Raw genomic sequence first — 22325 nt, 5'->3', positions numbered from 1 at the left:
AACATGACTTTGGACTTTCACGTCGTCGGCGACGAGATCCGCGACACCGCCGCTCCGGCGGGCCCCATCGAGAAGCGCTGGGACGAGCACCGCGCCCACATGAACCTGGTCAACCCGGCCAACCGGCGCAAGCTCAGCGTCATCATGGTCGGCACGGGCCTGGCCGGCGCCTCCGCCGCCGCCACGCTCGGCGAGGCCGGCTACCACGTCAAGGCGTTCTGCTACCAGGACAGCCCGCGCCGCGCCCACTCGATCGCCGCCCAGGGCGGCATCAACGCGGCGAAGAACTACCGCAACGACGGCGACTCGATCTACCGCCTCTTCTACGACACGGTCAAGGGCGGCGACTTCCGCGCCCGCGAGTCGAACGTCTACCGCCTCGCCCAGGTCTCGGTGAACATCATCGACCAGTGCGTCGCGCAGGGCGTCCCGTTCGCGCGTGAGTACGGCGGCCTGCTCGACAACCGCTCCTTCGGCGGCGTCCAGGTGTCGCGCACGTTCTACGCGCGTGGCCAGACGGGCCAGCAGCTGCTGCTCGGCGCCTACCAGGCCCTCGAGCGCCAGATCGGCGCCGGCACGGTCGAGATGAACACGCGCCACGAGATGCTCGAGCTCATCATGGTCCCCGACGCCGACGGCACCGAGCGGGCCCGCGGCATCATCGTGCGGAACATGCTGACCGGCGAGATCGAGACCCACCTCGCCGACGCGGTCGTGCTGGCCACCGGCGGCTACGGCAACGTGTTCTTCCTGTCGACGAACGCCATGGGCTCGAACGTCACGGCGACGTGGCGCGCGCACCGCAAGGGCGCGTACTTCGCGAACCCCTGCTACACGCAGATCCACCCGACCTGCATCCCCGTCTCGGGCGACTACCAGTCCAAGCTGACGCTGATGAGCGAGTCGCTGCGCAACGACGGCCGCATCTGGGTGCCCAAGAAGGCCGGCGACGACCGCCACCCGGCGGACATCCCCGAGGACGAGCGCGACTACTACCTCGAGCGCATCTACCCGTCGTTCGGCAACCTGGTCCCGCGTGACATCGCGTCGCGCGCCGCCAAGTACCAGTGCGACGCCGGCAAGGGCGTCGGCCCCGGCGGCCTGGGCGTGTACCTGGACTTCGCCGAGGCGATCGAGCGGCTCGGCCGCCCGGCCGTCGAGGCCAAGTACGGCAACCTGTTCGACATGTACGCCCGGATCACGGGCGAGGACCCCTACACGCGTCCGATGCGCATCTACCCCGCCGTGCACTACACGATGGGCGGACTGTGGGTCGACTACGACCTGCAGAGCAACCTGACGGGCCTGTTCGTGGCGGGCGAGGCGAACTTCTCCGACCACGGCGCCAACCGCCTGGGCGCGTCGGCGCTCATGCAGGGCCTCGCGGACGGCTACTTCGTGCTGCCGTACACGCTGGCGAACTACCTGTCGCACGCGCCGTACGAGAAGGTCTCCGAGGACCACCCGCGCGTCGTCGAGGCCCGCCAGGCCGTCGAGGAGCGCGTCCAGAAGCTGCTCTCCATCAACGGCACCCGCACGGTCGACTCCTTCCACAAGGAGCTCGGCCAGATCATGTGGGACTACTGCGGCATGGAGCGCACCGAGGAGGGCCTGATCAAGGCGATCCAGATGATCCGCGACCTCAAGGCGGAGTTCTGGAGCAACGTGAAGGTCACGGGCGAGGCCGAGGAGCTCAACCAGACCCTCGAGCGCGCCAACCGCGTCGCCGACTTCTTCGAGCTCGGCGAGCTCATGTGCATCGACGCGCTGCACCGCCGCGAGTCCTGCGGCGGCCACTTCCGCGCCGAGAGCCAGACCGAGGACGGCGAGGCGCTGCGCCACGACGACGAGTTCGCCTATGTCGCCGCCTGGGAGCACACCGGGAACCAGCCCATCCTGCACAAGGAGCCGCTGGAGTACGAGTACGTCGAGATGAAGGCCAGGAGCTACAAGTGAAGATCACCGTTCGGGTCTGGCGTCAGAAGAACGCCGACACCAAGGGCAAGATGGTCACCTACGGGCTGGACGACGTCAGCGAGGACATGTCCTTCCTGGAGATGCTCGACGTCCTCAACGAGAAGCTCACGCTCGAGGGCGAGGAGCCGGTCGCGTTCGACTCCGACTGCCGTGAGGGCATCTGCGGCATGTGCGGCGTCGTGATCAACGGCATCGCCCACGGCCCCGAGGTCACCACCACGTGCCAGCTGCACATGCGCACGTTCAGCGACGGCGACGTCATCGACATCGAGCCGTGGCGCGCGGCGTCCTTCCCGGTCGTCAAGGACCTCGTCGTCGACCGTGGCGCGCTCGACCGCATCATCGCGGCCGGCGGCTACATCTCGGCGAACACGGGCTCGGCCCCCGAGGCCAACAACATCCCCGTGCGCAAGGAGGACGCGGACCACGCGTTCGAGGCCGCCACGTGCATCGGCTGCGGCGCCTGCGTCGCGGCGTGCCCCAACGGCTCGGCGATGCTGTTCACGGCCGCGAAGATCACGCACCTGGGCCTGCTGCCGCAGGGTCAGCCCGAGCGTGACTCGCGCGTCCTCGGCATGGTCGAGCAGATGGACTACGAGGGCTTCGGCGGCTGCACCAACATCGGTGAGTGCGCGGCGGCCTGCCCCAAGGGCATCCCGCTCGACGTCATCAGCACGCTGTACCGCGACCTGCGCAACGCGCTCGTCTGAGTCACGATCCCACGAAGGGCCCGCCGATCCGGCGGGCCCTTCGTCGTGTCCGGGCGGCGCCTGTGACGATCCGCGCCCCGTGGTTCCCCCTCGGCGTATCGTCGGCGCCAGTCCACGTCATCGGGGGAGTCAATCGTGAATCTTGTCCGGGGAGCCGTCCTCGTCGCCATGGCGACGCTGGTCGCCAGTTTGCTGATCTTCGCACCGAGCTCGGCGGCCTCCGCCGGCCGGGTCACGGGCATCGCCACCGGGCCGGGCGGTGCGAAGCCAGTCGGCGTCTCGCAGATGCGGGTGGAGCTGCTCCGCAAGACCTCGCGCGGGTGGTACTTCCGGGCGCAGCGGGTGCTGGACGAGGGAGAGACCGACTTCTCGTTCGCGATCGCGAAGGCGGGGACGTACATCGTGCGCGCCAAGCCGAAGGCCGGACCGTACGGGGTCGGCTACTCCAAGCCGTTCAAGGGTGGTCCCGGGCGGGACGTCTCGGGCCTGACCGTCGCGCTCAAGCGCTCGGGCGCCGTGGTGGGCACGGTCCTCAACGTGCCGACCGACATTCCCAAGCGCGGAGCCGTTCAGCTCTGGCGACGCGAGAAGAAGGGCTGGTCGAAGGGCCGGAGCCAGCCGGTAGCCCCCGACGGGCGGTACGTCTTCGGGGTCAGGCCGGGAACGTACCGCGTCCTCTACCGCCACCTCGAGGGTCGCTTCTGGGCCCCGGCCAGTCGAGTGGTCACGGTGCGCGGCACCAAGACGGTCTCGGGAGTCGACCTGGCGCTCCGCAGGAGCATGACGGTCTCGGGCGCCCTGACGCGCGTGGGGTTCGCCGGCGACTCGCACGTCTCGGCCGAGGTTTACACCTCTCGCGGGTGGCGCGACGTCCACCACGACTACCGCGCGACCGACACCTACTCCATCGCGGTGCCGGGCGCTCGACCGCGCGTGCGCGTCGTGGTCTGGGGCAATGGGCCGCTGTGGGGTGACGGACCCGAAGCGGATCACCCGACCGTGTACTGGAACGGGTCGACGACCGGCGTGCTCGCGGCCAGGCGTGCGAGGACGATCGACCTAGGCGCGGGCTCGGTCACCGGGATCGACTTCACCTTGCGCGCCTTCCGGGAGTTCGAGACCACGTCCCCGTTGCGAGTCGTCGGCAGGCCGCGGGTCGGCGCCACGCTGAAGGCCGCGGGCGCGTGGTCGCCCCAGCCGACCCGGGTGACCTACCGGTGGTATCGCGGGCGCAGTCACATCAAGGGCGCGACCGGACGCACCTATCGACTCCGCAAGGTCGACCGCGGACGGAAGGTCTGGGTCGCGGTCGGCATCGAGCGTGGCTGGTATCGGTCCCAGGCGATCCGCTCGGCCCGGCTCTCAATCCGCTGAGCCCTCGGAGACGCGCCAGGGAGTGACGCCGCTCTCTTTAATTAGCATAGTTAATGAACTATGCTAAAGACATGCCCACCGACTCCCAGCGTCTCGCCCAGGCGGTGGCCCGACTCAACCGACGGCTGCGCCAGGAGCGCCAGTCCGACCTGACCGCCACCCAGCTCTCCGTGCTGGGGTCCGTGCGCGTCCTCGGACCGGCCACGCCCAGCCAGATCGCCGCGCGCGAGCGCGTCTCCCAGCCCTCGGTCACCCGGACCATCAAGTGCCTCCTCGACGACGCGTACATCACCAAGACCCCTCACCCCGACGACGGCCGGCAGGTGCTGGTCGCCATGTCCGACCTCGGCGAGAAGGTGCTCGAGGAGGAGCGCCAGCGCCGTGACCTCTGGCTCGACCGCCGCCTGTCCACGCTGAGCCCCCAGGAGCGCGCGCTGCTGCGCGATGCCACCGCGCTGCTGGTCCGGCTCGCGGAGGACGACGCGTGAGCCCCACGTTCCGCAGCCTCCACGTCCGCAACTACCGCGTCTACGCGATGGGCGCCCTCGTGTCGAACGTCGGCACGTGGATGCAGCGCGTCGCCCAGGACTGGCTGATCCTCGTCCTCACCGGCAGCGGCGCCGCCCTCGGCATCGTCACCGGCCTGCAGATGCTGCCGGCCCTGCTGTTCAGCCCGCTCGCCGGCGTCGTCGCCGACCGGTTCCCCAAGCGCCAGGTCCTCAAGGTCACCCAGCTCGCGATGGCGCTGCCGGCGGCCGTGCTCGGCGTCCTCGCGGTGACGGGGCTGGTCGAGGCGTGGCACGTCTACGTGCTGGCGTTCGTGTTCGGCGTCGGCACGGCGTTCGACGCGCCCGCGCGCCAGTCGTTCGTCGCCGAGATCGTCGGCCGCGAGGACCTGTCCAACGCGGTCGGCCTCAACTCGGCCTCGTTCAACACCGCCCGCATGATCGGTCCCGCCGTCGCCGGCCTGCTGATCGCCTGGCTCGGCAGCGGCGCCGCCGCCACCGGCTGGGTCATCCTCATCAACGCCCTGAGCTACCTCGCGGTGCTGACGTCGCTCAACGCGCTCGACGTGCGTCGCCTGCGGCCCGCGCCGGCCGCGCCCGAGCGCAAGGGCGCCGTGCACGAGGGCGTGCGGTACGTGAGGTCCCGGCCCGATCTCGTGCTGCTGCTGACGTGCGTGTTCTTCGTCGGCACCTTCGGCATGAACTTCCAGATGACGTCCGCGCTCATGGCCACCGAGGTCTACGGCAAGGGCGCGGGGGAGTACGGCGTGCTCGGCTCGATCCTGGCGATCGGGTCCCTGACGGGTGCGTTGCTGGCCGCCCGCCGTACGCGCCCGCGACTGCGCTTCGTCGCGCTGGCCGGCGTCACCTTCGGCGTCGGCGAGATCGTCGCCGGGCTCATGCCGAGCTACGTCACGTTCGCGATGGTGCTGCCGCTGCTGGGCCTGTCCTCGCTGACGATGATCACGTCCGCGAACGGGCTGATCCAGCTGACCTCGACGCCCGAGATGCGCGGTCGCGTCGCGGCCCTGTACCTCATGGTGTTCATGGGCGGCACCCCGTTGGGTGCGCCGCTCATCGGCTGGATCGGCGAGGCGTTCGGCGCCCGCTGGACGCTCATCGTGGGCGGTGCGCTGTCCGCGGCCGGCATCGCGGTGGCCACGGCCCTCTATGCGAGGACGCACCACCTGTCGGCGCGCGGCCGGATCTCACCCGCCGTGCGGCGGCTGCTGCACCGGCAGCGGCTCGATCAGGAGGTCCTGGTCGCCGCCGACTGAGGCGATCTCGCGTTCGCCCAGCTTGACCACGACGATGCCACCGACGACCAGTGCGGCGCCCAGCAGCTGCAGCGGGCGGGGCGCCTGGTCGAGGAGCGCCCAGGCGAAGCCGAGCCCCGCAGCGACCTCGGTGAGCGCCACGAACGAGGCGAGCCGGCCGCCGAGGTGGCGCGCCGCGGCGATGCCCGTGACGTAGGCCAGCGCCGCGGCGACGAACCCGAGGACGAGCACCGGGACCCACCACGGGACGGTGCCGACCGAGAACGCGACGTCCTCGGTCGTCAGGTCCAGGCGGAGCAGTCCGGTGGCCGGGACCGCCCACGCCGCGACCGACGCGACGACGAGACCGCCGGCGGCGAGCGTGATGGGCGGCAGCCCGCTGGACTGGTCGGCCGACATGACGAAGTACGCCGCGGCGCCCGTCATGGCGACGAGGGCGAGCAGCACGCCGACGACGTCGAGCTCGGCACCGCCGAAGACGTCGAGCAGCAGCACGAGCCCCACGGCGGCGAGCGCCGCGCCGACGAGGGTGAACCGGCCGGGGCGCTGGCCGTGGGCGAGCCACATCCACAGCACCACCGCGACCGGCGCCGTGTACTCGATGAGCAGCGCGATGCCGACGTCGAGCCGCTGGACGGCCATGAAGTAGAACAGCTGCGCGCAGACCACGGCCGACAGTCCGTACAGCACGATCGTGCGGGCGTGCGTCAGCAGCAGGCGCGTCCGCCCGCGGACGGCGAGGTAGCCCGGGATCGCGAGGACGAGGGCGGCCAGCGTGACGCGCACGGCGAAGGCGGCCGCGGGGGACCAGCCGGCGTCCATGAGGCCGCGAGCCATCGTGCCCGACATCCCGAAGGACAGCGCGGACGTCAGGGCCAGCACGAGGCCGGTGGGGGTGTGGCGAACGAACGCCGCGTCAGGAGTGTCCACGCTCATGAGTCCTGACACTAGGGGTCGGTGTCGTAAGGTGTCAACATGGTCTTCACTCCTGACGTGAGCGATGCGCTCGGAGCCGCGGCGGAACTGGCCAACTCGGCCCAGGAGCCGGACTCGCTCGAGACCCTCGACGACCTGCTCGAGTTCTTCGACCGCTGGCAGTACACGGGGTCCAGGCCGGCCACGCGCGCCGACCTCGACGCGGTCCGTGAGGTCCGCCCCCGGTTGCGCGCACTGCTGACCGCTGGGCGCGACGACGCGGTCGACCTGGTCAACGCGGCCCTCGCCGAGCAGCAGGCCGTGCCGCGCCTCGTGCGCCACGACCGCCTCGACTGGCACGTCCACGCGATCGCGGACGGCCGCCCGCTGCACGAGCGGGTCCTCGTCGAGACGGCCATGGCGATGATCGACGTCATCCGCGCCGACGAGATGAGCCGGCTCGGACTGTGCGCGGCCTCCGACTGCGACGCCGTCGTCGTCGACTTCTCCCGCAACCGCTCGCGCAAGTTCTGCAGCACGACGTGCGGGAACCGCGAGGCCCAGGCGGCCTACCGCGCGCGGCAGGGCTCCAGTTTCCCCGGTTAAGCGGGTTCTCTGTCACTTCGCGAGGTTCGCGAACCTCGTGAAGTGACAGGAAACCTACTTAACCGGGGAAACCGACAGATCGCGGACAAGCACGGCACGTCTGGCCGACGGGCGTAGAATCGACAGGTCATGACCCTTCAGCAGACGATCGCGCGCGCCGTCGAGGCGGTCACGCCCGACCTCATCGAACTGCGCCGCGACCTGCACGCGTTCCCCGAGCTCTCGTGGCAGGAGGAGCGCACCACCGACATCGTCGCCGCGTGGATGGACAAGCTCGGCCTGAGCCCGCAGCGCTTCGAGGGGACCGGCCTGTCGGTCGACATCGGTCCCGTGGGCGGCCCCATCGTGGCACTGCGCGCCGACCTCGACGCCCTGCCGATCCTCGACACCACGCAGGACCCCTGGCGCTCCAAGAACCCCGGCGTCGCGCACGCGTGCGGCCACGACGTCCACGTCTCCGCGCTGGTCGGCGCCGCCTCGGCCCTGGTCGAGGCCGATCGCGAGGTCGGACTGCCCCAGCGCGTCCGGCTGATCTTCCAGCCCGCCGAGGAGGTCATGCCCGGCGGCGCGCTGCGGCTGCTCTCCGACGGCGTCCTCGCGGGCGTCAGCCGCATCTTCGCGCTGCACTGCGACCCCTCGCTCGACGTCGGTCGCGTCGGCATCCGCGAGGGTGCGATCACCGGCGCCTCCGACCAGATCCACGTCGTCCTCAACGGCCGTGGCGGCCACACGTCGCGCCCGCACCTGACCGAGGACCTGACGTTCGCGCTCGGCAGCCTCATCACGCAGCTGCCGGCCGTGCTGTCACGCCGCTTCGACCCGCGCGCCGGGGCCAGCCTCGTGTGGGGTCAGGTCAGCGCGGGCAACGCCGCCAACGTCATCCCCGCGGTGGGCGAGCTCAAGGGCACCCTGAGGATGCTGGACGCCGCCGCGTGGCACGACGCCGAGCACCTCGTGCGCGGCATCATCGCCGACATCGTCGAGCCGTTCGGCGTGGGCGTCGACCTCACCTACGTCCGCGGCGTCCCGCCCGTGGTCAACGACTTCGGCGTCACCCAGAAGCTGCGCCAGGCCGTCACGGCGGCGCTCGGCGCGGACGGGATCGCCACCACGGCGCAGAGCCTCGGCGGCGAGGACTTCGCCTGGTACGTCGAGACGCTCCCCGGCACGATGGCGCGCCTGGGCACCCGCACGCCCGGCGGCGCCACGTACGACCTGCACCAGGGCAACCTGCGCGTCGACGAGCGCGCGATCGCGGTCGGCGCCCTCGTGCTGGCCAACGCCGCCGTCGTCTGACCCGCTGAGCTTCACGTTCGGCCGGCCGGACACGGCGTGTCGCGGGCCGAACGTGCAACTCAGCGGGGTGGTCAGGCCTCGGGCTCGGACTGGGCCGGGTCGTCGTCGCCGCGGACCACGACCACGGGGCACGGCGCCGTGCCGACCGCGTGCTCGCTGACCGAGCCCAGCAGCAGGCCCTTGAAGCCACCCAGGCCGCGCGGGCCGACCACGAGCAGCGAGGCGCCCTGGGCGGCCTCGACCACGACGGTGGCGGGCTGGCCGCGCTCGATCTTGAACGTCACCTCGACGTCGGGGTACTGCGCCAGCAGCTCGCGGGTGCTCTCCTCGAGACGCTCGCGGACGGCGTCGGCGAAGTCGGACGCGGGCGGGACGTATCCGAACTCCTGCGTCTTCGGCTTGGGGGCGGTGCGCATCGTCCAGGCGCGGACGATCGTGACCGGCATGTGGGCGCGGTGCGCCAGCTCGAGGGCCCAGCGCAGGGCCTGATCGCTGAAGTCGGAGCCGTCGTGACCGACGACGATGGGTCCGGAGAAGGGCATGACGCGATCCTAGTGCGTCGTTTGATTACGGTTCGGTGACAGTTGCCTCCGCGAGGGGCAGAGTGGCCGGAAGTCGGCCGCGTGACGCCTACCCTCGTTGTGACATCGCGCGCCCCCTGGGGCGCTGCCCCGTAGGAGGAAATAGTGCGTCGTTTGAACAAGCTCACCGCCGTGGCCGCCGTCACGGCGCTGGTCTTCGCCGGAGCCGGCTGCTCCAAGAAGTCCGCCGATGACAGCGCCGGCAGCGAGGACTGCGTCGAGAAGGGTGACGTCAAGGTCGGCATGGCCTTCGACGTGGGCGGTCGTGGCGACCAGTCCTTCAACGACTCGGCCGCGAAGGGCCTCGACAAGGCCGCGTGCGACCTCGGCTTCGAGGTCAAGGACGCCGAGGCACAGGACGGCGAGCCCGAGTCGGCTCGCGAGGAGCGCCTCCAGCAGCTGGTCGACGCCGGCTACAACCCCGTCATCGCCGTGGGCTTCGCCTACTCCGCCGCGGTCGGCAAGATCGCCAAGGCCAACCCCGACGTGAACTTCGCGATCGTCGACGACGCCGTCGAGGGCGACAACATCGCCAACCTGGTCTTCGCCGAGGAGCAGGGCTCGTTCCTGGTCGGCGCCGCGGCCGCGCTCAAGTCCGAGACCGACAACATCGGCTTCGTCGGTGGCGTCGAGACCGAGCTCATCAAGAAGTTCGAGGCGGGCTACGAGGCGGGCGCCAAGGCCGTCAACCCCAAGATCAAGGTCCAGTCGGTCTACCTGACCACGCCGCCGGACTTCAGCGGCTTCGCCGACCCGGCCAAGGGCAACACAGCCGCCACCGGCATGTTCGAGAAGGGCGCGGACGTCGTCTACCACGCGGCCGGCGGCTCGGGCGGTGGCGTCTTCCAGGCGGCCACCGATGCCAAGAAGTGGGCCATCGGCGTCGACTCCGACCAGGCCAAGACCGCCGACGAGGCCGTCCGCGGCAGCATCCTGACCTCGATGGTGAAGAACATCGACGTCGCCGTCTACGACTTCCTCAAGAGCGTCGACGAGGGCAAGGCCAAGACGGGCCCGCAGGTCTACGACCTCAAGGTCGACGGCGTCGGCTACTCCACCACGGGTGGCAACATCGACGACATCACCAAGAAGCTGGACGAGTACAAGCAGCAGATCATCGACGGCGACATCACCGTCCCGTCCAAGTGAGCGAGTCCTCGAAGCACTGAGGACCGCCGGCCCGGCCCCGCGTGAGAGTAGCGTGGGGCCGGGCCTCTTCCTTGGCCTCGCCCGACCACCGAAAGGTGACATCGTGAGCACCACGACGACCGAGCCCGCCGCCGGTCAGAGCAGCACCCCGGACGTCGCCGTCCGCCTCCGCGGCATCGGCAAGACGTTCCCCGGCGTCATTGCCAACCACGACATCGACATCGACGTCGAGCGCGGCACGATCCACGCGATCGTGGGTGAGAACGGCGCCGGCAAGTCGACGCTGATGAAGATCCTCTACGGCGTCCAGAAGCCCGACTCCGGCGTGATCGAGATCGACGGCGAGGCCGTCACGCTCTCCTCGCCGTCCGATGCCATCGCGCACGGCGTCGGCATGGTCTTCCAGCACTTCATGCTCGCCGACAACCTGACCGTGCTCGAGAACGTCGTCCTGGGCGCCGAGAAGCTGCACGGCATCGGCGACGCCGCGCGCACGCGCATCCGCGAGCTCTCGGACACCTACGGCCTGGGCATCGAGCCTGACGACCTCGTCGAGAGCCTCGGCGTCGGCGCCCGCCAGCGCATCGAGATCCTCAAGGTCCTCTACCGCGGCGCGCGCATCATCATCCTCGACGAGCCGACCGCCGTGCTGGTCCCGCAGGAGGTCGACGAGCTGTTCGACAACCTGCGCGGGCTCAAGTCCGAGGGCCTGGCCGTCATCTTCATCTCGCACAAGCTCGACGAGGTGCTGTCCGTCGCCGACACGGTCACCGTGATCCGCCGTGGCACCACCGTCGACACCGTGCCGGGTCACAGCGTCACCTCGCGCCAGCTGGCCGAGCTCATGGTCGGCTCCGAGCTGCCCAGCCCGAGCACCGAGGCCTCCACCGTCACCGACGTCGAGGTGCTCGAGGTCAAGAGCCTGAGCCTGCCCGACCCCGCCGGCGGCCGCCCGCTGCTGGACGACATCTCCTTCGCCATCCACCGGGGCGAGATCCTGGGCATCGCCGGCGTCGAGGGCAACGGCCAGGCCGAGCTCGTCGAGGCGATCATGGGCATGCGCCCCGCCGCCACCGGCGTCGTGGAGCTCAACGACGGCGACATCGCCGGCTGGTCCACGCGCCGTCGTCGCGAGGCCGGCATCGGCTACATCCCCGAGGACCGCCACCGCCAGGGCCTGCTGCTGGACGCCCCGCTGTGGGAGAACCGCGTCCTGGGCCACCAGACCCGCGAGCCGAACATCGCGGGCCCGTTCATCGACCGCAGCGGCGCCCGTGAGGACACCGAGCGCATCGTGCGCGAGTACGACGTGCGCACGCCGGGCATCGACACGCTGGCGCGCGCCCTGTCCGGCGGCAACCAGCAGAAGCTCATCGTGGGCCGCGAGATGAGCAGCGAGCCCAGCCTGCTCATCGCCGCCCACCCCACGCGCGGCGTCGACGTGGGCGCCCAGGCGGCGATCTGGGACCACATCAAGCGCGCCCGTCGCGAGGGCCTGGCCGTCCTGCTGATCTCGGCCGACCTCGACGAGCTCATCGGCCTGTCCGACACGATCGCGGTGCTGCTGCGCGGCCGCCTCGTGGGCACGTTCGACCCCGCCAGCGTCACCCCGCAACAGCTCGGCTCGGCGATGACCGGCGCCACGGACGAGGAGGATGTGCGATGAGCGAGTCGTCGCGCCTGACCCGGATCGGGCTGGCCCTGGCCGCCCCGGTCCTCGCGCTCGTCACGGCGTTCCTCGTCACCAGCCTCGTGCTGATCCTGGCCGGCGACGACTGGCTGGGCGTCTGGGAGCAGATCCTCAGCTGGCCGAACAACCGCACGATGGTCAACATCGTCAACGCGGCCACGGTCTACTACCTGTCGGCGGTCGCGGTGGCGATCGGCTTCCGGATGAACCTGTTCAACATCGGCGTCGACGGGCAGTACCGCATCGCCTCGTTCGCCGCGGCGTGGGTCGCCGGCGAGGCCTGGCTGCCGGGGCCGTTCAACATCGTGCTCGCGCTCGTCGCCGGCATGCTGGTCGGCGCCATGTGGGCCGGCATCGCGGGCCTGCTGCGCGTGACGCGCGGCGTCTCCGAGGTCATCTCGACGATCATGCTCAACTCCATCGCGACGGCCGTCGTGGCGTACCTGCTGCGCAAGGTCGCCGTCCGCGAGGAGGGCAGCAACATCATCTCGACCAAGCCGCTCGAGGAGAGCAGCCGCATCCCGGGCATCCCGTTCCTGGGCGGCGAGATCTACGGCTTCGTCATCATCGCGGTGCTCGTGGGCATCGGCTACTGGGTGCTCATCAACCGCACCCGGTTCGGCTTCGACCTGCGGGCCGCGGGCCGCTCCGAGACCGCCGCCGTCGCCTCGGGCATCAACGTCAAGAAGATGATGCTCGTGACGATGCTGCTCTCGGGCGCCATCGCCGGCCTCGTGGGACTGCCCCTGCTGTTCGGGCAGGACTACGCCTACGGCTCCACGTTCCAGTCCGGCCTGGGCTTCGCCGGCATCGCCATCGCGCTGCTGGGCCGCAACCACCCGGTCGGCATCGCGCTCGGTGCGCTGCTGTTCGCGTTCCTGGACCAGCAGTCCAACCCGCTGCAGATCCTGCTCGACGTCTCCCCGGACATCGTCAAGGTCACCCAGGGCGTCATCGTGCTCGCCGTCGTCATCGCGTACGAGGTCGTCCGCCGCTACCGCGTCCGGCTCGAGCAGCGTCAGGTCTCCGCGGCCCTGGATGTCGCGCCCCGTGAGAAGGAGGTGGCCCGATGAGCGTCGCCACTGACCCCGTCGTCGGCACCCCCGCGGCCAAGCGCCGCTTCCGACTGAGCTGGCCGTGGATGCTGATCGGCATCGCGGGCATCCTCGTCGTGATGTCGGTGCTGCGCCTCGTGACGGGCGTCGACGACCTCGACTCGTCCGGCACGATCCGCGCGACCCTCATCGCCGCCGTCCCGATCGGCCTGGCCGGCCTCGGCGGCCTGTGGTCCGAGCGCGCGGGCGTCGTCAACATCGGCCTCGAGGGCATGATGATGCTCGGCACGTTCGGCGCCGGCTACTTCGGCTACTTCTACGGACCGTGGCAGGGCGTCGTCGGCGCGATCCTGCTCGGCGCGGCGGGCGGCCTGCTGCACGCCGTCGCGACGGTCTACTTCGGCGTCGACCACATCGTCTCCGGCGTCGCGATCAACATCATCGCCGCGGGTGCGGTCCAGTTCCTCGCCGGCATGGCCTTCAGCGGCGTGCCCGGCGGCGGCCAGACGCAGTCCCCGCCGATCGAGCGGCTGCCCAGCATCACGATCTCGGGGCTGTCCGACCCGTTGGGCGACATCGAGCAGAAGCACTGGTTCTTCGTCTCGGACGCCGCGTCCGTGCTGCGCGCCCTCGTCACGAACATGTCGGTGCTGACGATCATCGCGTTCAGCCTGTTCATCGTGACGTGGTGGGTGCTGTGGCGCACCGCCTTCGGCCTGCGCCTGCGGTCGTGCGGCGAGTCGCCGGCGGCGGCCGAGTCGCTCGGCGTCAACGTGTACCGCTACAAGTTCGTCGCGGTGACCACGTCCGGCGCGCTGGCCGGCCTGGCCGGCGGCTTCCTGGCGCTCGTGGCGGCCAACGCCTTCCGCGACGGCCAGACCGGCGGCCGCGGCTACATCGGCCTCGCCGCCATGATCTTCGGCAACTGGCGCCCGGGCGGCCTGTTCGCCGGTGCCACGCTGTTCGGCTACACCGAGTCGCTGCGCCTGCGCGGCGGCGGCGAGACCGTCCACGCGCTGCTGCTGCTCGTGGCCGTCTTCCTCGTGCTGCTCGCCGTGTGGCAGTGGCGCCGTCACGGCCAGCGCTCGGCGCTGATCGCGGCCCTGCTGGGCATCCTCGTCGCCGGCATCTACGCCATCAGCGACGAGGTCCCGAACGAGCTCGCCACGATGGCGCCGTACCTGACCACGCTGATCGTGCTCGCGGTCTTCAGCCAGAACCTGAGGATGCCCGCCGCCGACGGCGAGATCTACCGGAAGGGATCGGCAGGATGAGCGGATTCGGCTTCACCCCGCCCGAGGCGCCCGTCGACTGGGAGGCGCTGCAGAAGTACGCCACCGAGGTCATGGAGCGCGCCTACGCGCCGTACTCGAAGTACAAGGTCGGCGCCGCCGGCCTCGTCGACGACGGCCGGGTCGTGCTCGGCTGCAACGTCGAGAACGCCGCCTACGGCGTCGCGCTGTGCGCCGAGTGCGGCATGGTCTCGGCGATGCACTCGACCGGTGGCGGCCGGCTGCGCGCCGTCGTCTGCGTCGAGGGGCAGGGGCGCCCGGTCATGCCGTGCGGCCGTTGCCGACAATTGCTCTGGGAGAACGGCGGGCCCGAGTGCCAGCTGTTGACCTCCTCGGGCATCAAGACGATGGCCGAGGTCCTGCCCGACGCGTTCGACGTCGCCGACCTGGAAGATGCATGACCACCCTCTCCACGTTCGATCCCACTGACGCCGGGTTCCTCGCCGACCCCTACCCCGCCCTCGCCGACCTGCGCCGGCAGGGGCCGCTCGTGTGGCACGAGCCGTGGTCGACGTGGCTCGCCACGGACCACGCGACCGTCTCGGCCGTGCTGAAGAACCGGGCCTTCGGGCGGCTCTGGAACGACTGGGAGCCGGTCGAGCAGATGGAGCCGTTCAACACGCTCCACCGCAACCAGCTCATGGAGAACGAGCCGCCCGAGCACACCCGCATGCGCCGCCTGCTGGCCGGCGCGTTCGGCCGCGGGCACGTGGAGCGCATGCGCCCGCGCATCGAGGCGCTCGCCACGGACATGGTCGCCGCACTGCCCGACACGTTCGACGTGCTGGCCCAGTACGCCGAGCCCATGCCGGTCTACGTCATCTGCGACCTGCTGGGCGTCCCGCGCGAGGACCACGAGGACCTGCGCCGCTGGAGCCAGGCGATCGTGCACATGTACGAGAAGGACGTCGACGAGGCCACGCGCACCGAGGCGGTCGAGGCCAGCACGGCCTTCGCCGACTACGTCCGCGAGGTCATCGCGATGCGCCGCCGCGCTCTGTCGTCGGGCAGGGGCGGCGAGGACCTGGTCAGCGACCTCATCGCCGAGACCGACGCCGGCAAGGGCTTCTCCGACGACGAGCTCGTCGCCACCGTGGTGCTGCTGCTGAACGCCGGCCACGAGGCCAGCGTGAACACGTTCGGCAACGGCATCCACGCCCTGCTGACGCACCGCGACCAGCTGGCGCGGGTCACGAGCGGCGACGTGCCGATCGACGTCGCGCTCGAGGAGCTCATCCGGTTCGACGCGCCCCTGCAGCTGTTCGAGCGCACCGCCACCAAGGACGTCCAGGTGGCCGGTCAGGTCGTCACGGCGGGCCAGAAGGTCGCGTGCCTCATGGGCTCGGCCAACCGCGACCCCGAGGTCTTCGCCGACGCCGACACGTTCGACGTCGGCCGCGACCCCAACCCGCACGTCGGCTTCGGCCTGGGCATCCACTTCTGCCTGGGCGCCCCGCTGGCGCGCCTCGAGCTGGGCATCACGCTGCGTGCCCTGCTCGACCGTTTCCCCGACCTCGTCCTCGCGGGCGAGTCCCCGCGCCGCCCCACGTGGGTGCTGCGCGGCTACGAGAGCATCCAGGTGTCCGCCCATGACTGAGAAGTTCGCCCCGACCGAGATCGTCGTCGCCAAGCGCGACGGCCACGAGCTGACCGACGACCAGATCGACTGGGTCGTCGACGCGTACACGCGCGGCGTGGTCGCGCAGGAGCAGATGTCGGCGCTGGCGATGGCGATTCTGCTCAACGGCATGAACCGCCGTGAGATCGCCCGCTGGACCGCGGCGATGATCGCCACGGGCGAGCGCATGGACTTCTCGTCCCTCTCGCGTCCCACGGCCGACAAGCACAGCACCGGCGGCGTCGGCGACAAGATCACGCTGCCGCTCGCGCCGTTGGTCGCGGCGTGCGGCGTCGCGGTGCCGCAGCTCTCGGGTCGCGGCCTGGGCCACACGGGGGGCACGCTCGACAAGCTCGAGGCGATCCCGGGCTGGCGCGCCGCGCTGTCCAACGAGGAGATGCTCGCGCAGCTGGAGGACGTCGGCGCGGTCATCTGCGCCGCCGGCTCGGGCCTGGCCCCGGCCGACAAGAAGCTCTACGCGCTGCGCGACGTGACCGGCACGGTCGAGGCCATCCCGCTCATCGCCAGCTCGATCATGAGCAAGAAGATCGCCGAGGGCACGGGCGCGCTCGTGCTGGACGTCAAGGTCGGCTCGGGCGCCTTCATGAAGCACGAGGCCGACGCGCGCGAGCTCGCCGAGACGATGGTCGCGCTGGGCACCGACGCCGGCGTCCACACCGTCGCACTGCTGACCGACATGTCGGTCCCGCTGGGCCTCACGGCCGGCAACGCCCTCGAGGTCCGCGAGTCCGTCGAGGTCCTCGCCGGGGGCGGCCCGGCCGACGTCGTCGAGCTCACGGTCGCCCTCGCCCGCGAGATGCTCGCCGGGGCCGGCATGCACGACGTCGACCCGGCGGACGCCCTGAAGGACGGCCGCGCGATGGACGTGTGGCGCCGGATGATCCGCGCGCAGGACGGCGACCCGGACGCCGAGCTGCCCGTCGCGCGCGAGACCGAGGTCGTCACGGCCGACGCCGACGGCGTGCTGACGTCGCTCGACGCCATGGCCGTCGGCGTGGCCGCCTGGCGCCTCGGCGCGGGCCGCTCGCGCCCGGGCGAGGACGTCCAGGCCGGTGCGGGCGTCGAGATCCACGCCAAGCCCGGCGACGCCGTGCGCGCGGGCCAGCCGCTGCTCACCCTGCACACCGACACGCCCGAGCGGTTCGAGCGCGCTCGCGAGGCGCTGGAGGGCGGCTGGAGCATCGGCGACACCGCTGCGGAGGCCTCGCCGATCGTCATCGACCGCATCGGCTGAGCGGCGATCGCGGCGCGGCCGCGGCCCGGCCGACAGGGTAGGTTCGACACCATGCGCATCCTGAACGACAGTGACGAGATCGCCGCCGCCGCAGGGAGCGAGCTGGGCGTCAGTCACTGGATCGAGATCAACCAGGACCGGATCGACATGTTCGCCGACGCCACGGGCGACCGGCAGTGGATCCACGTCGACCCCGAGCGCGCGGCCGAGGGCCCGTTCGGCGCGACGATCGCGCACGGCTACCTGACGCTGTCGCTGCTGCCGTTCCTCGGCGCGCAGGTGTTCGCGTTCGCGGGGGAGCGCGCCCGGGTCAACTACGGCCTCAACCGCGTGCGCTTCATGACGCCCGTGCTGGTCGGGTCCAAGGTGCGCCTCCGTGTGGAGGTGCTGGACGTGCAGGACATCGAGAAGGGACAGCAGGTGACCTTGCAGCACACCGTCGAGATCGAGGGCAGCGAGAAGCCCGCGTGCATCGCCGAGACCGTCACGCTGCTGATGGAGGCGAGCGCATGAAGGCCACCGCCGCGCAGATCGCCGCCGTCCCGAAGGTCGCGCTGCACGAGCACCTCGACGGAGGCGTGCGTCCCGAGACGGTCGCCGAGATCGCGCTCGAGATCGGTCACGACCTGCCCGCCGCGCCCGAGCGGCTCGGCGCGTGGTTCGAGGAGGCCTCCTCGTCCGGCTCGCTGCCGCGCTACCTGGAGACGTTCGAGCACACCGTCGCCGTGATGCAGCGCTCCGAGGACCTCGCTCGCGTCGCACGCGAGGCCGTCCTCGACCTGGCCGCCGACGGCGTCGTCTACGCCGAGCTGCGCTGGGCGCCCGAGCAGCACCAGAGCGCCGGCCTGTCGCTGGAGGAGGCCGTCGAGGCCGTCCAGGAGGGCATCGACGAGGGCGTCGCCCAGGTTCGCGAGCAGGGCCGCACGATGGTCGTCGGACAGCTGCTCACGGCCATGCGCCACGCCACGCGCGGCCTCGAGGTCGCCAAGGTCGCCGTCGAGTACCGCGACCGCGGCGTCCTGGGCTTCGACATCGCCGGTGCCGAGGACGGCTTCCCGCCGATCCTGCATCTCGAGGCGTTCGAGTACCTGCGCCGCGAGAACATGCACTTCACGATCCACGCCGGCGAGGCGTTCGGCCTGCCCTCGATCTGGCAGGCCGTGCAGCGCTGCGGCGCCGACCGGCTCGGCCACGGCGTGCGGATCGTCGACGACATCGACTTCTCGGGCACGCCCACGCTGGGCCGCCTCGCCGCGTACGTCCGCGACCGTCGCATCCCCTTGGAGATGTGCCCCTCGTCGAACCTGCAGACGAGCGCCGTCCCGGGCATGGAGTCGATCGCCGACCACCCGATCGGCCCGCTCGCCGAGCTCAACTTCCGCGTCACGATCAACAGCGACAACCGGCTCATGAGCGGCACCTCGATCGGCCGGGAGATGAACCTGCTGACCGAGGCGTTCGGCTACAGCCTGGGCGACCTGCGCTGGTTCACGGTCAACGCCATGAAGAGCGCGTTCCTGCCGTTCGACGAGCGCCTCGTGCTCATCAACGACGTCATCAAGCCCGGGTACGCCGCGCAGTCGAGCTGACCCCGGCGTTCGCGCGGTGCGGCGAGGAGAGCCGCACGGGTGGTCGAGTAGCAGGCGAGGAACGAGCGGTCCGGTGGTCGAGTAGCAGGCGAGGAACGAGCGGTCCGGTGGTCGAGTAGCAGGCGAGGAACGAGCCGCGTATCGAGACCACGGCTCACGGCCCAGTTGATCTCGACACACCGTCTCGCAGGCTCGCCGGCACTCGAACAGCGAGCGTCAGCGGGACCGCGTCAGGTGGCGGTAGGCCCGCTTGGGGTGCATCGGCACGCATCCGGCGGCGAGGGCCTCGGCGATGACACGCGGCTGGTCCCGCATGAGTCGCCAGCCGCGCCGCACCAGGGTGAGCGGGGGCTTGCGGGCCTCGCGCAGGTCGCGCACGAGCCGCAGCGCGAACACGACGAGTCGCGGGCGGGTGAGGCAGATGGCGGCGTCGAGCACGCCGGCCTCGCGGCAGGCGGCGATGATCTCGGTGGCGAACAGGCCCTCGGCGATGAAGCGGTCGCCATTGAGGACGACCTCGTGCGTGCCGACGGCGCGGCTGACCGAGATGTCGTAGACGGGCACCTCGGCGCGCCCGTCGCGGCACAGGGAGGTGATCGCCGCCATGGCGGCGGCCTGGTTCCACGAGCGCGGGTCGTCCCAGTCGACGATGCCGAGCGTGCTCAGCGGGAGGTCGGGGTGGTCGACGTCGTGGTAGAAGTCGTCGAGCCGCAGCACGGTCCAGCCGAGCCGCTCGGCCAGGTGGGACTTCCCCGATCCGGACGGGCCGGCGAGGATCACGACGTGCGGCACGGGTACGAGGTTATCGCCGGTGGCGGCGAGCCGGGGACGGTGGTTTCGATACGCCGCTCGCAAGCTCGCGTGCTACTCAACCACCGGGGCCGCCGGCAGGCTCGCGGGCTGCTCGACCGCCGGGGCCGCTCGCAGGCTCGCGGGCTGCTCGACCGCCGGGGCCGCTCGCAGGGCTCGCGGGCTGCTCGACCGCCGGGGCCGCTCGCAGGCTCGCGGGCTGCTCGACCGCCGGGGCCGCTGGCGGGCTCGCGTGCTGCTCGGCCGCCGGGACCGCGCAGGCTCGCGTGCTGCTCGGCCACCGGTGATCGAGTGCCGGCGAGCTTGCGAGACGGTGTATCGAGATCCTGGCTCAGACGCCGATCGGGTGCCAGACGGTCTTGGCCTCGAGGAACGGCGTGATGCGCTGCAGCGACTGCGCCGTGGGCGTGCCCGGGCGGACGACGCGCTTGAGGTTGATCGCGGCCTCGGCCTCGAGCTCGCGGGCGACCTCGGGGTCGTCGACGCCGGTCAGGTCGAGCGCGTCCACGTCGAGGTGGCCGGCGAGCCACGAGCCGACCTCGGCGATGTCGCCCGTCAGCACGTTGACCACGCCGCCGGGCACGTCGGAGGTCGACAGGATCTCCGAGAGCGTGATGGCCGGCAGCGGGCGGCCGTAGGACGACACGACCACGGCCGTGTTGCCCGAGACCAGGACGGGCGCGAGCACCTCGACCAGGCCGAGCAGCGAGGACTGCTGCGGCGCGGCGACCACGACGACGCCGGTCGGCTCGGGGGACGTGAGGTTGAAGAACGGGCCGTTGACCTGGTTGGCGTTGCCGGTGACCTGCGAGAGCTTGTCGGCCCAGCCGGCGTACCAGACCCACGTGTCGACCGCGTCGCTCACGATCGCGTTGGCCTGCTTCTCCGAGACGCCCTCGGCGGCGCGGACCTCGGCCACGAGCTGGTCGCGGCGGCCCTCGAGGACCTCGGCGACGCGGTACAGGATCTGGCCGCGGTTGTACGGCGTGCGCGTGGACCAGCCGCCGAACGCCTTGCGCGCGGCGGCGACCGCGTCACGGCCGTCCTTGCGCGACGCCTTCGACGCGTTGGCCAGGAAGCGGCCGTCGGTCGCGGCGACCTCGTAGGTGCGGCCGGACTCCGAGCGGGGGAACGCCCCGCCGATGAACAGCTTGTAGGTCTTGCGGACGTCGAGTCGATCGCTCATCGGTTGGCCTCCAGGTAGCCGGCGAGCCCGTGGCGGCCGCCCTCGCGGCCGTATCCGGACTCCTTGTACCCGCCGAACGGCGAGGCGGGATCGAACTGGTTGAACGTGTTGGCCCACACCACGCCGGCGCGGAGCCTGTCCGCCATCGCCAGGATGCGCGAGCCCTTCTCGGTCCACACGCCGGCGGACAGGCCGAACGGCGTGTTGTTGGCCTTCTCGATCGCCTCGCCGGGCGTGCGGAAGGTCAGGACGGACAGGACCGGGCCGAAGATCTCCTCGCGGGCGATCCGGTGGGCCTGGGTGACGCCGGTGAAGATCGTCGGGGCGTACCAGTAGCCGCGCTCGGGCAGCTCGCACGGAGCGCTCCAGCGGGCGGCGCCCTCGTCGTCGCCCGTCGCGGCGAGGTCGCGGATGCGGCCCAGCTGCTCGAGCGAGTTGATCGCGCCGACGTCGGTGTTCTTGTCGAGGGGATCGCCCAGGCGCAGCGTGGCCATGCGGGCCTTGAGGCGCTCGAGCACCTCCTCCGCGACGCTCTCCTGCACGAGCAGGCGCGAGCCGGCGCAACACACGTGGCCCTGGTTGAAGAAGATGCCGCGGACGATGCCCTCGATCGCCTGGTCCATCGGCGCGTCGTCGAACACGATGTTCGCGGCCTTGCCGCCGAGCTCGAGCGTGAGGCGCTTGTCCGTGCCGGCGACCGTGCGGGCGATCTCGCGACCGACCGGGGTGGAGCCGGTGAAGGCGACCTTGTTGACGTCCGGGTGCGAGACCAGCAGGCGGCCGGTCTCGCCGGCGCCCGTGACGATGTTGACGACGCCGGCGGGCAGCTCGGCCTGGCGGCACACGTCCGCGAACAGCAGGGCCGTCAGCGGCGTGGTCTCGGCCGGCTTGAGCACGACCGTGTTGCCCGCGGCCAGCGCCGGGGCGACCTTCCACGCCAGCATGAGCAGGGGGAAGTTCCACGGGATGACCTGCGCGGCGACGCCGAGCGGGCGGGGGTTCGGGCCCAGGCCCGCGTGCTCGAGCTTGTCGGCCCAGCCCGCGTGGTAGAAGAACCACTGCGAGACGAGCGGGACGTCGACGTCGCGCGACTCCTTGATCGGCTTGCCGTTGTCGAGCGTCTCCAGGACGGCGAACTCGCGGCTGCGCTCGGCCAGGATGCGCGCGATGCGGAACAGGTACTTGGCGCGCTCGCGGCCCGGCATCGGCCCCCAGACCTTGTCGTAGGCGCGGCGGGCCGCGCGGACGGCGCGGTCGACGTCGGCCTCGTCGCCCTCGGCGACCTCGGCCAGCACCTCCTCGGTGGCGGGGTTGACGGTCTTGAACGGCTCGCCGCCGCCGTCGGTGAACTCACCGTCGATGAACAGGCCGTAGCTGGCGGCCAGGTCGACGATCGAGCGCGACTCCGGCGCCGGTGCGTATTCGAACTTCGGCATCAG

21 protein-coding genes are annotated in these 22325 nt (G+C 71.2%); 16 read left to right on the top strand and 5 right to left on the bottom strand.

The annotated features are described in order from the left end of the window. Positions 1-3 precede the first annotated feature (3 nt). The 5 genes from AB3M81_RS14885 (at position 4) to AB3M81_RS14865 (ending at position 5844) form a co-directional block, all read left to right on the top strand. Positions 4-1956, top strand: coding sequence for a fumarate reductase/succinate dehydrogenase flavoprotein subunit (locus AB3M81_RS14885; RefSeq protein WP_412904703.1), 1953 nt, complete (start codon positions 4-6; stop codon positions 1954-1956). Further along, positions 1953-2687 (top strand): succinate dehydrogenase/fumarate reductase iron-sulfur subunit, encoded by a 735-nt coding sequence (locus AB3M81_RS14880; protein WP_412904702.1) that lies wholly within the window; start codon positions 1953-1955, stop codon positions 2685-2687. Before AB3M81_RS14885 ends, AB3M81_RS14880 begins: the two co-directional genes overlap by 4 nt. 135 nt (positions 2688-2822) lie before the next feature. Beyond that, the gene (locus tag AB3M81_RS14875; RefSeq protein WP_412904701.1) at positions 2823-4061 is read left to right on the top strand and encodes a hypothetical protein; all 1239 of its coding nucleotides are present in this window, start codon (positions 2823-2825) and stop codon (positions 4059-4061) included. 71 nt (positions 4062-4132) lie between these two features. After that, positions 4133-4549 (top strand): MarR family transcriptional regulator, encoded by a 417-nt coding sequence (locus tag AB3M81_RS14870; protein ID WP_412904700.1) that lies wholly within the window; start codon positions 4133-4135, stop codon positions 4547-4549. Then, the gene (locus tag AB3M81_RS14865; protein ID WP_412904699.1) at positions 4546-5844 is read left to right on the top strand and encodes an MFS transporter; all 1299 of its coding nucleotides are present in this window, start codon (positions 4546-4548) and stop codon (positions 5842-5844) included. The genes AB3M81_RS14870 and AB3M81_RS14865 overlap by 4 nt, the downstream gene beginning before the upstream one ends. On the opposite strand, the gene AB3M81_RS14860 is transcribed toward AB3M81_RS14865, so the two are convergent. Then, positions 5776-6780, bottom strand: coding sequence for an EamA family transporter (locus AB3M81_RS14860; RefSeq protein WP_412904698.1), 1005 nt, complete (start codon positions 6778-6780; stop codon positions 5776-5778). The genes AB3M81_RS14865 and AB3M81_RS14860 overlap by 69 nt on opposite strands. Before the next feature lie 39 nt (positions 6781-6819). Here AB3M81_RS14860 and AB3M81_RS14855 point away from each other — a divergent pair, with 39 nt between their 5' ends. Together AB3M81_RS14855 and AB3M81_RS14850 are read left to right on the top strand one after the other, a co-directional pair. Next, positions 6820-7365: a CGNR zinc finger domain-containing protein gene (locus tag AB3M81_RS14855; RefSeq protein ID WP_412904697.1), complete on the top strand. Its 546-nt coding sequence runs from the start codon at positions 6820-6822 to the stop codon at positions 7363-7365. 129 nt (positions 7366-7494) lie between these two features. Beyond that, a complete protein-coding gene (locus tag AB3M81_RS14850; RefSeq protein WP_412904696.1) occupies positions 7495-8661 on the top strand; it encodes an amidohydrolase in 1167 nt (388 codons plus the stop codon). A gap of 71 nt (positions 8662-8732) precedes the next feature. Here AB3M81_RS14850 and AB3M81_RS14845 read toward each other — a convergent pair whose 3' ends face one another. After that, on the bottom strand, positions 8733-9203 hold the full coding sequence (locus tag AB3M81_RS14845; RefSeq protein WP_412904695.1) for a universal stress protein: 471 nt from the start codon (positions 9201-9203) through the stop codon (positions 8733-8735). A gap of 144 nt (positions 9204-9347) precedes the next feature. Between AB3M81_RS14845 and AB3M81_RS14840 the strand changes: the two genes are divergently transcribed. The 9 genes from AB3M81_RS14840 (at position 9348) to AB3M81_RS14800 (ending at position 18890) form a co-directional block, all read left to right on the top strand. Next, entirely contained in the window at positions 9348-10391 is a 1044-nt protein-coding gene (locus AB3M81_RS14840; RefSeq protein ID WP_412904694.1) for a BMP family lipoprotein, read from the top strand. Positions 10392-10494: 103 nt separating this feature from the next. Further along, a complete protein-coding gene (locus tag AB3M81_RS14835) occupies positions 10495-12057 on the top strand; it encodes an ABC transporter ATP-binding protein (RefSeq protein ID WP_412904693.1) in 1563 nt (520 codons plus the stop codon). Beyond that, a complete protein-coding gene (locus AB3M81_RS14830; protein WP_412904692.1) occupies positions 12054-13154 on the top strand; it encodes an ABC transporter permease in 1101 nt (366 codons plus the stop codon). Before AB3M81_RS14835 ends, AB3M81_RS14830 begins: the two co-directional genes overlap by 4 nt. Continuing rightward, entirely contained in the window at positions 13151-14410 is a 1260-nt protein-coding gene (locus tag AB3M81_RS14825) for an ABC transporter permease (protein ID WP_412904691.1), read from the top strand. Before AB3M81_RS14830 ends, AB3M81_RS14825 begins: the two co-directional genes overlap by 4 nt. Further along, positions 14407-14829 (top strand): cytidine deaminase, encoded by a 423-nt coding sequence (locus AB3M81_RS14820; RefSeq protein WP_412904690.1) that lies wholly within the window; start codon positions 14407-14409, stop codon positions 14827-14829. Before AB3M81_RS14825 ends, AB3M81_RS14820 begins: the two co-directional genes overlap by 4 nt. After that, the gene (locus AB3M81_RS14815; RefSeq protein WP_412904689.1) at positions 14826-16025 is read left to right on the top strand and encodes a cytochrome P450; all 1200 of its coding nucleotides are present in this window, start codon (positions 14826-14828) and stop codon (positions 16023-16025) included. The genes AB3M81_RS14820 and AB3M81_RS14815 overlap by 4 nt, the downstream gene beginning before the upstream one ends. Next, on the top strand, positions 16018-17301 hold the full coding sequence (locus AB3M81_RS14810) for a thymidine phosphorylase (protein ID WP_412904688.1): 1284 nt from the start codon (positions 16018-16020) through the stop codon (positions 17299-17301). Before AB3M81_RS14815 ends, AB3M81_RS14810 begins: the two co-directional genes overlap by 8 nt. A 51-nt stretch (positions 17302-17352) precedes the next feature. Then, complete coding sequence (locus AB3M81_RS14805; protein WP_412904687.1) at positions 17353-17814, top strand: MaoC family dehydratase; 462 nt, start codon at positions 17353-17355, stop codon at positions 17812-17814. Continuing rightward, positions 17811-18890, top strand: a complete 1080-nt coding sequence (locus AB3M81_RS14800; protein WP_412904686.1) for an adenosine deaminase — start codon at positions 17811-17813, stop codon at positions 18888-18890. The genes AB3M81_RS14805 and AB3M81_RS14800 overlap by 4 nt, the downstream gene beginning before the upstream one ends. Before the next feature lie 216 nt (positions 18891-19106). On the opposite strand, the gene AB3M81_RS14795 is transcribed toward AB3M81_RS14800, so the two are convergent. The 3 genes from AB3M81_RS14795 to AB3M81_RS14785 all read right to left on the bottom strand — a co-directional run bounded on the left by AB3M81_RS14795 (position 19107) and on the right by AB3M81_RS14785 (position 22322). After that, the gene (locus tag AB3M81_RS14795; protein ID WP_412904685.1) at positions 19107-19682 is read right to left on the bottom strand and encodes a uridine kinase family protein; all 576 of its coding nucleotides are present in this window, start codon (positions 19680-19682) and stop codon (positions 19107-19109) included. A gap of 349 nt (positions 19683-20031) precedes the next feature. Continuing rightward, positions 20032-20886 (bottom strand): aldehyde dehydrogenase family protein, encoded by an 855-nt coding sequence (locus tag AB3M81_RS14790; protein ID WP_412904684.1) that lies wholly within the window; start codon positions 20884-20886, stop codon positions 20032-20034. Further along, positions 20883-22322 carry an aldehyde dehydrogenase family protein gene (locus AB3M81_RS14785; RefSeq protein WP_412904683.1) on the bottom strand — a complete coding sequence of 480 codons (1440 nt, stop codon included), beginning with the start codon at positions 22320-22322 and terminating at the stop codon, positions 20883-20885. Before AB3M81_RS14785 ends, AB3M81_RS14790 begins: the two co-directional genes overlap by 4 nt. Between the last annotated feature and the right edge of the window lie 3 nt (positions 22323-22325).

The sequence above is a fragment of the Aeromicrobium jepli genome, from assembly GCF_047246605.1.
GTDB lineage: Bacteria > Actinomycetota > Actinomycetes > Propionibacteriales > Nocardioidaceae > Aeromicrobium.
The sequence above is the reverse complement of the archived record's forward strand: the minus strand, read 5'-3'. Positions and strand labels throughout refer to the sequence as shown.

Coding starts and splice junctions, on each gene's coding strand:
- AB3M81_RS14830 (WP_412904692.1), top strand. CDS start 12,054: ATGAGCGAGTCGTCGCGCCTGACCCGGATCGGGCTGGCCCTGGCCGCC.
- AB3M81_RS14785 (WP_412904683.1), bottom strand. CDS start 22,322: ATGCCGAAGTTCGAATACGCACCGGCGCCGGAGTCGCGCTCGATCGTC.
- AB3M81_RS14825 (WP_412904691.1), top strand. CDS start 13,151: ATGAGCGTCGCCACTGACCCCGTCGTCGGCACCCCCGCGGCCAAGCGC.
- AB3M81_RS14820 (WP_412904690.1), top strand. CDS start 14,407: ATGAGCGGATTCGGCTTCACCCCGCCCGAGGCGCCCGTCGACTGGGAG.
- AB3M81_RS14845 (WP_412904695.1), bottom strand. CDS start 9,203: ATGCCCTTCTCCGGACCCATCGTCGTCGGTCACGACGGCTCCGACTTC.
- AB3M81_RS14790 (WP_412904684.1), bottom strand. CDS start 20,886: ATGAGCGATCGACTCGACGTCCGCAAGACCTACAAGCTGTTCATCGGC.
- AB3M81_RS14800 (WP_412904686.1), top strand. CDS start 17,811: ATGAAGGCCACCGCCGCGCAGATCGCCGCCGTCCCGAAGGTCGCGCTG.
- AB3M81_RS14810 (WP_412904688.1), top strand. CDS start 16,018: ATGACTGAGAAGTTCGCCCCGACCGAGATCGTCGTCGCCAAGCGCGAC.
- AB3M81_RS14815 (WP_412904689.1), top strand. CDS start 14,826: ATGACCACCCTCTCCACGTTCGATCCCACTGACGCCGGGTTCCTCGCC.
- AB3M81_RS14860 (WP_412904698.1), bottom strand. CDS start 6,780: ATGAGCGTGGACACTCCTGACGCGGCGTTCGTTCGCCACACCCCCACC.
- AB3M81_RS14850 (WP_412904696.1), top strand. CDS start 7,495: ATGACCCTTCAGCAGACGATCGCGCGCGCCGTCGAGGCGGTCACGCCC.
- AB3M81_RS14805 (WP_412904687.1), top strand. CDS start 17,353: ATGCGCATCCTGAACGACAGTGACGAGATCGCCGCCGCCGCAGGGAGC.
- AB3M81_RS14885 (WP_412904703.1), top strand. CDS start 4: ATGACTTTGGACTTTCACGTCGTCGGCGACGAGATCCGCGACACCGCC.
- AB3M81_RS14870 (WP_412904700.1), top strand. CDS start 4,133: ATGCCCACCGACTCCCAGCGTCTCGCCCAGGCGGTGGCCCGACTCAAC.
- AB3M81_RS14855 (WP_412904697.1), top strand. CDS start 6,820: ATGGTCTTCACTCCTGACGTGAGCGATGCGCTCGGAGCCGCGGCGGAA.